Here is a 13,727-nt window from a genome sequence, read left to right on the forward strand (position 1 = left end):
TCAGCGTACCGAGCGCAGGGAACTGTTGACCCGAGGCAGCACGCGACCCATGACTTCGGCGATGTAGCTCAGGAACAGCGTGCCGACCGAGCTTTTGTAGTGTTGCGGGTCGCGACTGGCGATGGCCAGGACGCCGTGGATGCCTTGATGGCTGATGGCGACAACGGCGGTGGAGCCGATCTGTTTGCGCTGTTCTTCGCCGAACAGGAAGTCCAGTTCGTGATCGCGCAGGCTGCCGCTGACGCTTTTGTCTTCCGAGAGCAAGCCGCCAATGGCCGTTTGCGCGTCGGCATGGGTGACCCAGCGGCCCACCGGCATCGGGTTGTCACCCAGCAGGATCAGGCTGACAAAAGGCACCTGGAAGTCCTGGCGCAGACTGTCTTCGACGCTGATCACCACGTCTTCCAGGCTGCTGGCATCCATCAGCGCCAGAATCAGGCGGCGGGTCTTGTCGAAGAGGCGGTCGTTGTCGCGGGCCACGTCCATCAAATGCGAGAGGCGATGACGCAACTCAATGTTGCGGTCGCGCAGGATCTTCATCTGGCGTTCGACCAGCGAGACGGTATCGCCGCGCTGGTGCGGAATGCGCAAGGCCGGGAGCAGTTCTTCGTGCTCGACGAAGAAATCCGGATGAGCCTCCAGGTACGCGGCAATCGCCGCCGCCTCAAGGCTTTCGGAAGGGGATTCGTCGGGCTGTGGGGCGGGAACCTGGGGCTTATCTTTCATGGATTCGACTCTCTCAAAGACGCACTTGTCCTTCATAAACGCGGACTGCCGGGCCGGTCATCATGACCGGATGGCCAGGGCCTGCCCATTCAATGGACAGACGCCCGCCGGGCAGGTCGATCAATAGCGGCGAATCCATCCACCCCTGGCTGATCGCGGCCACTGCGGCAGCGCAGGCGCCGGTGCCGCAGGCCTGGGTTTCCCCGGCGCCACGTTCCCAGACGCGCAACTGCGCACGGTTCCGGTCAATGACCTGGAGAAAACCGACGTTGACCCGCGCCGGGAAGCGCGGGTGGTGTTCGATTTTCGGTCCCAGTTCATGCACCGGTGCGTTGTTGATGTCGCTGACCCGCAACACGGCATGGGGGTTTCCCATGGACACGGCGGCCAGTTCGACGGTCGTACCCTCGACATCGAGCTTATAACTCAAGGCCTGTTCTGGCGCGTCGAATGGAATCTCGGTCGGCACCAGGCGCGGTGCGCCCATGTTGACACCAATCTGGCCGTCGCTGCGGATATCCAGTTCGATGATGCCGCTTTTGGTCTCGACGCGAATCTGCCGCTTGGCGGTCAGGCGTTTGTCGAGCACGAAGCGGGCGAAACAGCGCGCACCGTTGCCGCACTGTTCCACTTCGGAACCATCGGAGTTGAAGATCCGGTAGCGGAAGTCCACGTCCGGGTTGCTCGGCGCTTCGACGATCAGCAACTGGTCGAAACCGATGCCGGTGTGCCGATCGCCCCATTGCTTGGCGTGCTTGGGCAGGATGTGCGCGTGCTGGCTGACCAGGTCGAGGACCATGAAGTCGTTGCCCAGGCCGTGCATCTTGGTAAAACGCAGCAGCATGGGATTACTCCGGCAGCAGGCTTTCGCCAGCAAACAACTCGGCTACCGTCTCACGGCGACGCACTTCAAATGCCTGATCACCGTCCACCAACACTTCGGCGGCGCGGCCGCGGGTGTTGTAGTTGGAACTCATGACAAACCCATAGGCGCCGGCCGAATGCACGGCCAACAGATCGCCTTCTTCCAGGGCCAGTTCACGATCCTTGGCCAGGAAGTCGCCGGTCTCGCAGATCGGGCCGACGATGTCGTAGGCGCGCGCCGCTGCAGTGCGCGGGCGCACGGCGGTGACATCCATCCAGGCCTGGTACAGCGCCGGACGGATCAGGTCGTTCATGGCCGCGTCGACGATGGCGAAGTCTTTGTGTTCGGTGTGCTTGAGGTACTCGACCTGGGTCAGCAGCACGCCGGCGTTGGCGACGATGAAACGGCCCGGCTCGAACACCAGCGCCAGGTCGCGACCGTCGAGACGCTCGCGCACGGCTTTGATGTAGTCGGCAGCCAATGGCGGCTCTTCATCGCGATAACGCACGCCCAAACCGCCACCGAGATCGATGTGGCGCAGGTAGATGCCGCAATCGCCGAGGCGGTCGACCAGGCCCAGCAGGCGGTCGAGGGCGTCGATGAACGGCGGCAGGGTGGTCAGTTGCGAACCGATGTGGCAATCGACGCCGACCACTTCCAGGTTGGGCAACTGGGCGGCGCGGATGTACACGTCTTCGGCGTCGGCGATGGCGATGCCGAACTTGTTCTCTTTGAGACCGGTGGAAATGTACGGGTGCGTGCCGGCATCGACGTCCGGGTTCACACGTAGCGAGATCGGTGCGCGAACACCCAGCTCGGCGGCGACCACTTGCAGACGCTCCAGCTCATCGGTGGATTCGACGTTGAAGCAATGGACGCCAACTTCCAGGGCGCGACGCATGTCGTCACGGGTCTTGCCGACACCGGAGAAAACGATCTTGTCGGCGCTGCCGCCGGCGGCCAGTACGCGTTCCAGCTCGCCACGGGAGACGATGTCAAAACCGGCGCCAAGACGGGCCAGGACATTCAGTACACCCAGGTTGGAGTTGGCCTTGACCGCAAAGCAGACCAGGTGCGGCATGCCGACCAGCGCATCGGCGTATGCCAGGTACTGGGCTTCGATGTGCGCGCGGGAGTAGACGTAGGTCGGTGTGCCGAAACGTTCGGCGATGGCCGACAGGGCCACACCTTCGGCAAACAGCTCCCCGCCACGGTAATTAAAAGCGTCCATGGCGTTCCCTTATTGGTAGACGTCGTGCTTGTGTGCTTTGGACGGCTGCTTTTGCGAGGACTGAGCCTGCTCGGCGGGATCCTGGGAATCGTCGGGCAGATACAGCGGGCCTTTTTGACCACAGGCCGACACAAGGCAGGCAACCGCGACGAGCGCAGCAAGGGAAGAGATCAGGCGCTTCATGGCGAAATCCTTGAAAATGCATTAATTGCGCCGGAGTATACCGGCCACCCGTCAGCTTGCCTATGCGACGGGGCTCCCGTCCGGCGGGGCTTGGCACGATGCTGGTCAGCCGGGCGCAATCCCTGTGGGAGCGAGCCTGCTCGCGAAGGCGTAGTGTCAGTCAACATTGATGTTGAATATGATGGGCCCTTCTCGAGCAGGCTCGCTCCCACAGGTTTCGTGATCACCGTGGGTCGTTATCCTTTGCAATCACCGGGGCTCGCCCGTATCTTGCGGCGCTTGAGCGTGAACAGACACTTTTTGAGGTTGCCGTAATGAGTTTGACCGAAGCCCGTTTCCATGACCTGGTCGATGCCACCCAGCAGACGCTGGAGGATATTTTTGACGATAGTGGCCTGGATATCGATCTGGAGAGCTCGGCCGGTGTGCTCACCGTCAAGTTCGAAAACGGCAGCCAGTTGATCTTCAGCCGCCAGGAACCCCTGCGTCAGCTATGGCTTGCGGCCGTGTCCGGTGGTTTCCACTTCGATTACGACGAAGAGAGCGAGCGCTGGATGTGCGACAAGAGTGAAGAACAATTGGGCGAGATGCTTGAGCGCATCGTCAAGCAGCAAGCTGACGTCGAGCTCGATTTCGAAGGCCTGTGAGACCGTGACCCAGCCTGCGCCCGTTCGTCCGCCCAAACCGCTCTACAGCAATGTCAGCCCGGCCGTGCCTTCGCCGTGCAGCGGTGTGTGTCGGCTGGACGAACAGAAGGTCTGCCTCGGCTGTTTTCGCCATGTCGAAGACATCCGCGAATGGCGCTCGGCGGATGATGATCGTCGGCGTGTGATCTGCGCCCAGGCAGTCCAGCGCAAAGCCTTGGCATAAGAGCTTTTGTGGCGAGGGAGCTTGCTCCCGCTGGGCTGCGAAGCGGCCCCAAAAAGCTTACGACTGCTGCGCAGCCGAACGGGAGCAAGCTCCCTCGCCACAGGCAAGCCTCTCTCAAAAATGTCAGCGCAGGTGCGTGGTCGCCGCTCACTTGTATATTTATTGAGCTGTGATAGTGTCCAGAAACGCCTCAACCCATCGAGGCTCGTGAAAACCCCGCCTTTTTCTGGCGGGGTTTTGCTTTTTTTGTGCAGAAGAAAGGAGTCTGCCTCAATCATGACCACACCTTCCATCACCCTTACTCGTCTGGACGTGCAACGTCTGGAGCGCCTGATCGACAGCCTGGATGACACGCTGCCGGGCGTCATTGCGCTGCAAACCGAACTGGATCGCGCCGATACCGTGGTCGGTCACGAAGAAGTGCCCGCCGATGTCGTCACCATGAATTCCCGTGTGCATTGCCGCGAAGAAGGCAGTGGCAAGGACTATCACCTGACCCTGGTTTATCCCAAGGACGCCAACGCCGACGAAGGCAAGATTTCCATTCTGGCGCCGGTCGGCAGCGCGCTGCTCGGCCTTAAAGTTGGGCAGCACATCGACTGGCCAGCACCAGGCGGCAAAACCCTCAAACTGACCCTGCTGGAAGTTGAATCCCAGCCGGCCGGGGGCGGTCATTTTCCGGAGTAAACCGCTTAGACCTGCTCGAGCGCCTCATTCAACGCGCGCTCCAGGTCGGCCTTGTAGCGCAAGTACAAATTGCTTGAACCCTGACCATCACCGAGCAGGCCCGACAAGTCCAGGTCGGTGATGTAGCAGCGATAGCGCTCGGTTTCCCGGCGCTGCTCGACGATTTCCTGGGCGACCACGCTGAACAATAGGTCGCCATACTCCAGCTCTGAAAACTCCCGCTGATTGCAATACAACGTGACCTGCACCTGTCCCGGCGCGGCTTTGCCGATGATCGCCTGCACGTCGTAGAACGGTTTATTGATCGGGGTTTGCGGCGCCGGCCGGGTTTCGACGCGACGCGCCCGGCCAGGACCTGACGGCAATAGCTGGTAATACAACGTGTCGAGGTTCAGGGGCTGGGCGGCGTTCATCGGCAGCAATGCGTCGCGTCGGTACTGGATTGATTGCAGGAACCGTTGCAGTGGCACCAGCAGGCTTTGTTCGTCGTGATAGGGCAAGCGCTGCTGCCACAGGGCATTGAATTCATCCAGTACGTACAGCTCCGCCTGCTGTTCGGTGATTCGGTAGAACACTTGAATGCATTCGGGCTGGCCCATGGGCAGGATCAGTGCCAGGTCGTGGTCTTCCAGTGCCATCGGGTCCAAGTGCAGCGGGCTGTAGCTCGCCAGTTCTTCGCCCAGGTAATCGAACAGCGCCGGCAGCGTGGCGAGGGCGACGTGATTGACCTGGCCGGGCACCAACTCCAGCACGTGGTAATGCTGCTGGACCTGTAGCAGGTAGCGATGATTGAGCTGGCTCAGCAGCAGGTTCTGCGCCGTATCGAGGACCTCTTCGACCCGCCGAGCAATGAATTGCGCCCGGTTGTGGCAGAAACAACGCACCCTCAAACGGGGTTGTTGTGGACCGTTCGGCAAGTTGTTGAGGTAATCGCGCAGGCAGTCGAGCAGGGCGTGGGGGCCGTCGTAGCGGTTGACCAGCACTTCGTTCCAGCTGTTGAGCGTGACCTGGTCCAGGGTCAGCACCAGGTTTTCCCGGACACCGGCGTAGCTCAGGGAGTCGGTGCGCTCGGTGGTCATCAGGATATTCAGGTCGCGGTGATGCTTGAGCGGGTCAACGCCGACGTTTACCAGGATCAGCACTTCACTCGGCACACTGGCGCGCAGCAAGGGCTCTTCGGCAACCGTCGCCAACGGCAGGGCGATGCTTTGTTGCAGGCTGCCGAGCAGGTTGAACAGTTCGAACTCGCTCAAATCGCTGGTGCCTGGGTGCAAGGCGAGGCGGGTGCTGCTGTCGATCACGCCGTTGCGGTGGCACCAGGTCAGCAGCTCCAGCAATTGGCGGCTGCGCTTGATTGGCGCGAAATGTTCCCACTCGTGGGCTGCCAGGCTGCCGTTGTACAAGCCCCACTGGGTTTGCCCGGGTTCTTTCTTGTTGGGCGCCTGCACCAGGGTCAGGGTGTCTTCGGCCAGGTCCGGAGCGATGCCGGGGTTGATGAACTCGACTTTGTCCGCTTTGCGCTCAAAGGCTGCATACAGCCGCCGACCCAGCACGTTGAGGTCGCGTTTGTTGATCAGGCTGGCGGTTTGCTCGTTGCGGGCGAACTGGGTCAGGAAGCGGTAGCTGTAGTTCAGTTCATTGACCAGGGCTCGGCGTTCGGTGCTGACCTGGCGGACTTTCCATTGGCTGCGGCTGTCGAGCAGCGCCAGCTGCCGCTGATCCCAGTGCCATTCGTGAGCCAGGCGCTCAAGCAGCGAACGTTGCCAGCTCTGGGTGCGACTGCTGCCGGTGAGCTTGCGGTTGACCTTCAGGTACAACGCGCGGCGTACCAGCTCCAGGCGCTCCGGCTCGCCCCGCGCGGTGAGGTATTCCTCGATGCGTCGGTAGACCACGATGTAGGGGTCGAGCTCGTCGAGGTCCAGTTGATTGGCGAATACCGCCTGCTTGAAGCGCAGGCTCAAGCAATGGACCTTGGGATGTTCGCTGGCATACACCTCGATCAGCAGAAGTTTGAGCACGGATTTGTAGGGCGACTCGATGCCCTTGAACAACTGCCAGAGCCCGGCGCCGATGAATTCCCCCGGCGGGATATAGGCCAGATGCCCCAAATCCAGCGACTCGTCCGCACGGATGAAGCGCTTGGACAGCAGCGTGTGGGTGTAACGGTCGTAGGCGGCTTCTTCGTAGACTGGCACCAGCCACCAGATTGGCGTGCGGCCGGCCAGCCAGATTGCGGTGCGGTAGAACTCATCCAGCAGCAGGTAGTGCTGGGTCGTGCCGCAGTCTTCCGAACTCAATTGCGTATCGCGCTCGCCGAGCACGAAGCGGGCCGGGTCGATCAGGAAGAAATGCGCCTCGGCGCCCTGGCTGGCGGCCCAGGCCTCGAGCAACTGGCACTTTTTGCGCAGCTCGGCGAGTTCGTTCTCGTTCAAGTCCGGGCTGTGACAGACCCACACGTCCATGTCGCTTTGATCGGCCTGGGCCAGGGTGCCCAGACTGCCCATCAGGAATAGTCCGTGGATCGGACGCGGTGGATTGCTGCCGTGGCGTGGCTTATAGGAAAACGATCGGGTCAGGCGCTGGGCTTCGGCGAGGGCGTTGGCGTCAGGCTCGAAATTCGACAGCCCGGCTGGCGTGCTGCCCGACACATAACCTGGCAACAGCGGGTGATTGACGTGGAAAAACAGCGGCAGCAGCGTCAGCACCGTTTGTTGGCGGGGCGACAGCCCTTCCATGGCACGGGCCATGCGGCCTTCGTTGAGCTTCAGAAAGCGAGCGCGCAGCTGGCTGAGAACCTTGCGGTCGATTCCCTCGTCCAGATCGGGGCGGATTTCATGGGTGCGGGTCATGTCAGCTCAAACCGGCTCGCGAAGCTCGGACGTGGGGTCTGCGGATGGGGGCAGTTTAGCGCCTCGGACGCGGGACTTTTAAGCTGAATTTGTATTTTTGACGCCAGATTTCTACCGCGAGGCGACGTCAAGTCACAAAGTGTGCCCGCGGAAAACCCGTAGCAGGGGTTTCCGTGGGCGCTACGGTAATGCTCAGGCTGTTTCCTGGACGTTGAGAATGGTCAGAACGGTTTGCACATTTTGCGCGGCATCACGACCCAGACTGGTCAGATAACCACCATCTGGCTGGGTGATCAGTTCTTTGTCGAACAGTCTTTGGGCGGCAGCAATGGCTTTCGGGGCAGCGGTCTGATGAATTTTCAAACCTTCCTGGGAACTGTCCAGGTTGAAGAGTGCGAGGATTTCCAGTTCGGCAACCAACTCAGGGGTAAGCGACATAAGGACTCCAGACTTTCTAGGAATTGGACGACAGCGCCCCTAAGGTGAGCCCACTCGTGCGGCATGTCCAGTGCTCGCGACAGGGTTTTTTCGCCTCGGGATGCATTCCCCGCAGGGTGGTGCGCCAGCGGGGTGCGTAGGAGCGAGGCTTGCCCGCCAAGAGCGATGACACGGTTTGTCTGGAAAAACTTCAGCGCACCCTTCGCGGGCGAGCCTCGCTCCTACGGAATCGGGGTTACTTCTTTTCCGGCGGCAACTCTGGCAATGCCCGCAGGGCGGTTTCATACCATTCGGTGTTGAACGCGCGGTCTTCTTCGAGGATTGCGTCGATTTCTACTGCCAGCACATGGGCCATCAGGTTGAGGATTTCCTCGCGCTCGTAACCGACCAGGGTCAGCTTGTTGAACGTGGCCTTGGCCGCAGGCGGGTTGTCGCTTTCGATCTGGTTTTCGATGGCTTCGATCAGGGTGGTTTCGGTGAATTCTTCTTCGTCGCTATCGATATCAGTTGGCTCGCTCATGGCAGGCTCCTCAAGTTTAAGGCGGCCAGTTTACCTGCATTCAGCGCTGTGATGCTGCTGGCAGGAATCGCTTCGGCGTTCTATAAACAGGCACTGCCAACCCCGCACGGCCTGGAGGCTTTGTGATGCTCAAGCTTTATGGATTTTCCGTCAGTAACTACTACAACATGGTCAAGCTGGCGCTGCTGGAGAAGGGCGTGCCGTTTGAAGAAGTACCGTTTTATGCCGGCACCAGCCCGGACTCGCTGGCCATCAGTCCGCGCGGCAAGGTGCCGGTTTTGCGCACCGAGCAGGGTTTCATCAATGAAACCGCGGTAATCCTCGAGTTCATCGAGCAAAGTCAGAACGGTATACCGCTCCTGCCGAGCGACCCGTTCGAGCGGGCGCAAGTGCTGGCAGTGGCCAAGGAAATCGAGTTGTACATCGAGTTGCCGGCTCGCGCCTGTTATCCCCAGGCATTTTTCGGCATGCAGGTGCCGGACGCGATCAGGGACAAGACCAAGACCGAGCTGCTGGCAGGCTTTGCCGCGTTGGGCAGGCACGGCAAGTTCGCCCCTTATGTGGCAGGGGACAGTCTGAGCATTGCGGATTTGTACTTCCTGTACAGCGTTCCACTGGCCTGTGCGGTGGCGCATAAGCTGTTCGATATCGATCTGCTGGCCGAGATGCCGGCGGCCAGGGCGCTGTTGGAGCGACTGGAGCAGAACCCGAACGTGCAGCGGATTGCGGCGGACAAGGAAGCGGCGATGCCGGCATTTATGGCGATGGTCGCTTCCAAGAAGTAGGGTTTTGTAGCGTTCTTGAGTCAGTCTTCGCGGGCAAGCCTCGCTCCTGCGGGATCGGTGTCGTTCGCGCAATTGCGGGGCGACACAGATCCCGTAGGAGCGAGGCTTGCCCGCGAAGCTTTTAGCGGCTGGCGAGCAATGCCTGACCGCGCGCCACGGCCTTCTTCACCTGCGCCGGCGCAGTCCCGCCGATATGGTCGCGGGCGTTCACCGAGCCTTCCAGGGTCAGCACGGCGAATACGTCCTGATCGATCTGGTCGCTGAACTTGCGCAGCTCCTCCAGGCTCATTTCCGCCAGGTCCTTGCCGCTTTCCACGCCGTACTTCACGGCATGGCCAACGATTTCGTGGCAATCACGGAACGGCAGGCCGCGGCGTACCAGGTAGTCAGCCAGGTCAGTCGCGGTGGAGAAACCACGCAGCGCCGCTTCGCGCATCATCGCGTGCTTGGGCTTGATCGCCGGGATCATGTCGGCAAAGGCTCGCAGCGAATCGCGCAGCGTATCGGCCGCGTCGAACAGCGGTTCCTTGTCTTCCTGATTGTCTTTGTTGTAGGCCAGTGGCTGGCCCTTCATCAAGGTCAGCAGGCCCATAAGCGCGCCGAAGACACGGCCGGTCTTGCCACGCACCAGCTCTGGCACGTCCGGGTTTTTCTTTTGCGGCATGATCGAGCTGCCGGTGCAGAAACGGTCCGGCAGATCGATGAATTGGAACTGGGCGCTGGTCCACAGCACCAGCTCTTCGGAGAACCGCGACAAGTGCATCATCGCGATGCTCGCGGCCGAGCAGAACTCGATGGCGAAGTCGCGATCAGACACGTTGTCCAGCGAGTTGCCGCCCACGGCATCGAAGCCCAGCAACTGAGCTGTGAACTCGCGGTCGATCGGGTAAGTGGTGCCGGCCAGCGCGGCGCTGCCCAGCGGCATGCGGTTGGTGCGCTTGCGGCAGTCGACCAGGCGCTCATAGTCGCGGCTGAGCATTTCGAACCAGGCCAGCATGTGGTGCCCGAAAGTCACCGGCTGCGCGGTTTGCAGGTGGGTGAAGCCCGGCATGATGCTGCCGGCTTCGCGCTCGGCCTGCTCCAGCAAGCCTTTTTGCAGGCGGGTGATTTCGCTGAGGATCAGGTCGATCTCGTCACGCAGCCACAGGCGGATGTCGGTGGCGACCTGGTCGTTGCGGCTGCGCCCGGTGTGCAGTTTTTTACCCGTGACGCCGATGCGGTCGGTCAGGCGCGCCTCGATGTTCATGTGCACGTCTTCGAGGTCGATGCGCCAGTCGAACTGACCGGCCTCGATTTCACCCTGGATGGTCTTCAGGCCATCGGTGATGCTGTCGCGCTCGGCGTCTGTCAGCACGCCGACCTTGGCCAGCATGGTGGCGTGGGCGATCGAGCCCATGATGTCGTGGCGATACAGGCGCTGGTCGAAAGTGACGGAGGCGGTGAAGCGGGCGACGAAGGCGTCGACGGGTTCACTGAAGCGGCCGCCCCAGGACTGATTGGTCTTGTCAGTGCTCATGAATTCGCTCGTGTCGGCTGAAGAAAAAATGACGGTGGAAGCTGCCGCGGATAATAACAGGGTTGCCAATCCTGTCGCTGACGCTGGTCGACAGGTTTTTTTCACAAGGCGGGGTCCATACTCGGGACATGCCTTGTGGGAAATTGCGCAACGATATTTTCCGATTGAGCAATATCGTCCCTGCAACCGTCTACAGTTGGACAATAGGAACAGCGCACTTCTCGGCGCTGCGGCTGACTATAAGAAGAGGGGGTGTTCATATTGTGTATCGGCAAACCCTACGGCGATACCTCGCTTATGCGGGCCAGAGCCTCCAATCAATTGGCAGATGAAAATTTAGCCGCCGGTCTCGCGGCACTTTTTGGCCCTCGCGCTAGTCTTAGCGTGGATCGCGGTGACGGACGTCACTTCACCTGTCTACGCTATCCTTGTGCGAGACTCACGCAGGAATCCAGCGCAATATGAATGTCCTGATCGTTGATGACGAACCCCTAGCCCGCGAGCGCCTGAGCCGAATGGTTGGCGAACTCGAGGGATACACTGTCCTGGAGCCCAGCGCCACGAACGGCGAAGAGGCGTTAGCGCTGATCGACAGTCACAAGCCGGATATCGTGTTGCTCGATATCGGCATGCCAGGCCTTGATGGCCTGCAAGTGGCTGCCCGGTTGTGCGAACGCGAAACCCCGCCCGCCGTGGTGTTTTGCACCGGGCCCGATGAATTTGCCGTGGAAGCCCTGCAGGCCAGCGCCGTGGGCTATCTGGTGAAGCCTGTGCGAACCGAACATTTACATGATGCATTGAAAAAAGCCGAGCGGCCCAATCGCGTCCAGCTCGCCGCCCTGACCCGTCCAGCCGCCGAAAGCGGCAGCGGCCCCCGCAGCCACATCAGTGCCCGAACACGTAAAGGCATTGAGCTGATCCCGTTGGGTCAGGTGGTCTACTTCATTGCCGATCACAAATACGTGACCTTGCGCCATGAAGGCGGCGAAGTGCTGCTGGATGAACCGCTCAAGGCCCTGGAAGATGAATTCGGCGACCGTTTCGTGCGCATTCACCGCAACGCTCTGGTCGCCCGCGAACGCATCGAACGCTTGCAGCGCACGCCGCTGGGGCATTTTCAGCTGTTCCTCAAAGGCCTCAATGGCGATGCCCTGATCGTCAGCCGTCGCCATGTGGCCGGCGTACGAAAAATGATGCAACAGCTTTGATTCGCTGATCAGAAGCGAACTTCACACCCGTTTGTTGGACGTCCGGGGCCAGGGAGGCCACGTAGTTTCTGATACAAGTCAAAGTGGATTTGGCTGAGCTGTTATTATCCGCCGTATCTATTCAGTACGGATTGATCCATGTCCTCTCGCGAAATCCGCATCGCCACCCGCAAAAGTGCTCTTGCCCTGTGGCAAGCCGAATACGTCAAGACACGTCTGGAACAGGCTCATCCGGGCTTGCTTGTGACGCTGGTGCCCATGGTCAGTCGTGGCGACAAGCTGCTCGACTCGCCCCTGTCGAAAATCGGTGGCAAGGGCCTGTTCGTCAAGGAACTCGAAACCGCGTTGTTGGAAAACGAAGCCGACATCGCCGTGCACTCGATGAAAGACGTGCCGATGGATTTCCCCGAAGGCCTTGGTCTTTTCTGCATCTGCGAGCGTGAAGACCCGCGCGATGCGTTCGTTTCCAATACCTACGCCAGCCTGGATGAGTTGCCGCAAGGCAGCATCGTCGGCACCTCCAGCCTGCGCCGTCAGGCTCAGCTGCTGACTCGCCGCCCGGACCTTGAAATCCGCTTCCTGCGGGGCAACGTCAACACGCGCCTGGCCAAGCTTGATGCCGGCGAATACGACGCCATCATCCTCGCGGCTGCCGGCCTGATTCGTCTCGGCTTCGAAGATCGCATCACCTCGGCAATCAGTGTCGACGACAGCTTGCCGGCCGGTGGCCAAGGCGCGGTCGGCATCGAATGCCGTAGCGCCGACAGCGTAATTCACGCCCTGCTGGCGCCGTTGCATCACCAGGACACCGCCACCCGCGTGACCGCGGAACGTTCCCTCAACAAACATCTGAATGGTGGCTGCCAAGTGCCAATCGCCTGCTACGCCGTGCTTGAAGGCGAGCAGATCTGGTTGCGCGGTCTGGTGGGCGATCCGAGCGGCGGCCTGCTGCTCAACGCCGAGGCTCGTGCGCCAAGGGCCGATGCAGAAGCCTTGGGTGTGCAAGTCGCTGAAGACTTGCTGAGCCAGGGCGCCGCCGACATTCTGAAAGCGGTCTATGGCGAGGCAGGTCACGAGTGACGGGCTGGCGCCTGCTGCTGACGCGCCCCGCAGATGAGTCGGCGGCGCTGGCCAGCGTTTTGTCGCAAGCGGGGATTTTCAGCAGCAGTTTGCCGCTTCTGGAGATTGAGCCGATTGCTGTCTCTGACACAATGCGCGAGGTGATTCAGGGACTGGATCGTTACTGTGCGGTGATCGTGGTCAGTAAACCGGCCGCGAGAATGGGCGTTGACCTGCTCAATCAGTATTGGCCACAGCCACCGTCCCCACGCTGGTTCAGCGTGGGCGCGGCGACGGCGCAGATCCTGACGGATAACGGGCTGGACGTGAGTTTCCCCGCCGAGGGCGATGACAGCGAAGCCTTGCTTGAGTTGCCCTCGTTGCGCGAGGCGATTGCCCGACCCTATCCGCGGGTGCTGATCTTGCGCGGGGAGGGCGGGCGCGAGTTGCTGGCTGAGCGTTTGCGCGAGCTTGGTGCTAGTGTCGAGTATCTGGAGTTATACCGTCGTGGACTGCCTCACTACCCGTCGACGGTGCTGCCTGACCGGATCGAAGCGGAACGCTTGAACGGGCTGGTGGTCAGCAGTGGACAGGGTTTTGAGCACCTGCGCCAATTGGCAGGCAATGCCTGGACTGAAATGGCGCAGTTGCCGTTGTTTGTTCCAAGCCCCAGGGTCGCCGAGCTGGCACGTGCCGCCGGGGCCCAAACAGTTGTGGATTGTCGTGGCGCCAGTGCCACGGCTTTGCTGACGGCGTTACGGGAGCATCCCGAACCCGTTCTCTAATGCAA

Annotated in this window: 15 protein-coding genes; 7 read left to right on the plus strand and 8 right to left on the minus strand. The window is 60.9% G+C overall.

The window, feature by feature from the left end; genetic code table 11:
- From AC1ROI_RS06395 to lptM, 4 genes are read right to left on the minus strand one after another with little or no spacing between them, the layout of a single operon-like run.
- Entirely contained in the window at window positions 1-726 is a 726-nt protein-coding gene (locus AC1ROI_RS06395; RefSeq protein ID WP_010465101.1) for a DUF484 family protein, read from the minus strand.
- Between the two features lie 13 nt (window positions 727-739).
- A complete protein-coding gene (dapF, locus tag AC1ROI_RS06400; RefSeq protein ID WP_010465099.1) occupies window positions 740-1,570 on the minus strand; it encodes a diaminopimelate epimerase in 831 nt (276 codons plus the stop codon).
- 4 nt (window positions 1,571-1,574) lie between these two features.
- Window positions 1,575-2,822, minus strand: a complete 1,248-nt coding sequence (lysA, locus tag AC1ROI_RS06405) for a diaminopimelate decarboxylase (protein ID WP_010465097.1) — start codon at window positions 2,820-2,822, stop codon at window positions 1,575-1,577.
- A gap of 9 nt (window positions 2,823-2,831) precedes the next feature.
- Window positions 2,832-3,005, minus strand: a complete 174-nt coding sequence (lptM, locus tag AC1ROI_RS06410; RefSeq protein WP_010465096.1) for an LPS translocon maturation chaperone LptM — start codon at window positions 3,003-3,005, stop codon at window positions 2,832-2,834.
- Between the two features lie 314 nt (window positions 3,006-3,319).
- Here lptM and cyaY point away from each other — a divergent pair, with 314 nt between their 5' ends.
- From cyaY to rnk, 3 genes are all read left to right on the plus strand, one after another.
- A complete protein-coding gene (gene cyaY, locus AC1ROI_RS06415; RefSeq protein WP_010465094.1) occupies window positions 3,320-3,652 on the plus strand; it encodes an iron donor protein CyaY in 333 nt (110 codons plus the stop codon).
- Between the two features lie 4 nt (window positions 3,653-3,656).
- A complete protein-coding gene (locus tag AC1ROI_RS06420; protein ID WP_010465092.1) occupies window positions 3,657-3,875 on the plus strand; it encodes a DUF1289 domain-containing protein in 219 nt (72 codons plus the stop codon).
- Between the two features lie 276 nt (window positions 3,876-4,151).
- Window positions 4,152-4,562 (plus strand): nucleoside diphosphate kinase regulator, encoded by a 411-nt coding sequence (gene rnk, locus AC1ROI_RS06425; RefSeq protein ID WP_010465090.1) that lies wholly within the window; start codon window positions 4,152-4,154, stop codon window positions 4,560-4,562.
- A gap of 5 nt (window positions 4,563-4,567) precedes the next feature.
- Here the strand turns inward: rnk and AC1ROI_RS06430 are convergent, their stop codons facing one another.
- From AC1ROI_RS06430 to AC1ROI_RS06440, 3 genes are all read right to left on the minus strand, one after another.
- Entirely contained in the window at window positions 4,568-7,411 is a 2,844-nt protein-coding gene (locus AC1ROI_RS06430; RefSeq protein ID WP_102595295.1) for a class I adenylate cyclase, read from the minus strand.
- 192 nt (window positions 7,412-7,603) lie between these two features.
- Window positions 7,604-7,849 carry a TIGR02647 family protein gene (locus AC1ROI_RS06435; protein WP_010465085.1) on the minus strand — a complete coding sequence of 82 codons (246 nt, stop codon included), beginning with the start codon at window positions 7,847-7,849 and terminating at the stop codon, window positions 7,604-7,606.
- Between the two features lie 235 nt (window positions 7,850-8,084).
- Window positions 8,085-8,369, minus strand: coding sequence for a hypothetical protein (locus AC1ROI_RS06440; RefSeq protein ID WP_010465083.1), 285 nt, complete (start codon window positions 8,367-8,369; stop codon window positions 8,085-8,087).
- Between the two features lie 125 nt (window positions 8,370-8,494).
- On the opposite strand from AC1ROI_RS06440, the gene AC1ROI_RS06445 reads away from it, so the two are divergent.
- On the plus strand, window positions 8,495-9,154 hold the full coding sequence (locus AC1ROI_RS06445; RefSeq protein ID WP_010465081.1) for a glutathione S-transferase family protein: 660 nt from the start codon (window positions 8,495-8,497) through the stop codon (window positions 9,152-9,154).
- 121 nt (window positions 9,155-9,275) lie between these two features.
- On the opposite strand, the gene argH is transcribed toward AC1ROI_RS06445, so the two are convergent.
- Complete coding sequence (gene argH / locus AC1ROI_RS06450) at window positions 9,276-10,670, minus strand: argininosuccinate lyase (RefSeq protein WP_010465079.1); 1,395 nt, start codon at window positions 10,668-10,670, stop codon at window positions 9,276-9,278.
- A 461-nt stretch (window positions 10,671-11,131) separates the two neighbouring features.
- Here argH and AC1ROI_RS06455 point away from each other — a divergent pair, with 461 nt between their 5' ends.
- The 3 genes from AC1ROI_RS06455 (at window position 11,132) to AC1ROI_RS06465 (ending at window position 13,722) form a co-directional block, all read left to right on the plus strand.
- Complete coding sequence (locus AC1ROI_RS06455; RefSeq protein WP_010465077.1) at window positions 11,132-11,878, plus strand: LytR/AlgR family response regulator transcription factor; 747 nt, start codon at window positions 11,132-11,134, stop codon at window positions 11,876-11,878.
- Between the two features lie 138 nt (window positions 11,879-12,016).
- Window positions 12,017-12,958, plus strand: a complete 942-nt coding sequence (gene hemC / locus AC1ROI_RS06460; protein WP_010465075.1) for a hydroxymethylbilane synthase — start codon at window positions 12,017-12,019, stop codon at window positions 12,956-12,958.
- Entirely contained in the window at window positions 12,955-13,722 is a 768-nt protein-coding gene (locus AC1ROI_RS06465) for a uroporphyrinogen-III synthase (RefSeq protein ID WP_102595296.1), read from the plus strand. Before hemC ends, AC1ROI_RS06465 begins: the two co-directional genes overlap by 4 nt.
- Window positions 13,723-13,727 lie beyond the last annotated feature (5 nt).

This window comes from Pseudomonas sp. GW823-FHT02C02 (assembly GCF_058797635.1).

What these genes read in the sequence shown, in the direction of transcription:
- AC1ROI_RS06395 (WP_010465101.1), bottom strand. Translation starts at nt 726, where the DNA reads ATGAAAGATAAGCCCCAGGTTCCCGCCCCACAGCCCGACGAATCCCCT.
- dapF (WP_010465099.1), bottom strand. Translation starts at nt 1,570, where the DNA reads ATGCTGCTGCGTTTTACCAAGATGCACGGCCTGGGCAACGACTTCATG.
- lysA (WP_010465097.1), bottom strand. Translation starts at nt 2,822, where the DNA reads ATGGACGCTTTTAATTACCGTGGCGGGGAGCTGTTTGCCGAAGGTGTG.
- lptM (WP_010465096.1), bottom strand. Translation starts at nt 3,005, where the DNA reads ATGAAGCGCCTGATCTCTTCCCTTGCTGCGCTCGTCGCGGTTGCCTGC.
- cyaY (WP_010465094.1), top strand. Translation starts at nt 3,320, where the DNA reads ATGAGTTTGACCGAAGCCCGTTTCCATGACCTGGTCGATGCCACCCAG.
- rnk (WP_010465090.1), top strand. Translation starts at nt 4,152, where the DNA reads ATGACCACACCTTCCATCACCCTTACTCGTCTGGACGTGCAACGTCTG.
- AC1ROI_RS06430 (WP_102595295.1), bottom strand. Translation starts at nt 7,411, where the DNA reads ATGACCCGCACCCATGAAATCCGCCCCGATCTGGACGAGGGAATCGAC.
- AC1ROI_RS06435 (WP_010465085.1), bottom strand. Translation starts at nt 7,849, where the DNA reads ATGTCGCTTACCCCTGAGTTGGTTGCCGAACTGGAAATCCTCGCACTC.
- AC1ROI_RS06440 (WP_010465083.1), bottom strand. Translation starts at nt 8,369, where the DNA reads ATGAGCGAGCCAACTGATATCGATAGCGACGAAGAAGAATTCACCGAA.
- AC1ROI_RS06445 (WP_010465081.1), top strand. Translation starts at nt 8,495, where the DNA reads ATGCTCAAGCTTTATGGATTTTCCGTCAGTAACTACTACAACATGGTC.
- argH (WP_010465079.1), bottom strand. Translation starts at nt 10,670, where the DNA reads ATGAGCACTGACAAGACCAATCAGTCCTGGGGCGGCCGCTTCAGTGAA.
- AC1ROI_RS06455 (WP_010465077.1), top strand. Translation starts at nt 11,132, where the DNA reads ATGAATGTCCTGATCGTTGATGACGAACCCCTAGCCCGCGAGCGCCTG.
- hemC (WP_010465075.1), top strand. Translation starts at nt 12,017, where the DNA reads ATGTCCTCTCGCGAAATCCGCATCGCCACCCGCAAAAGTGCTCTTGCC.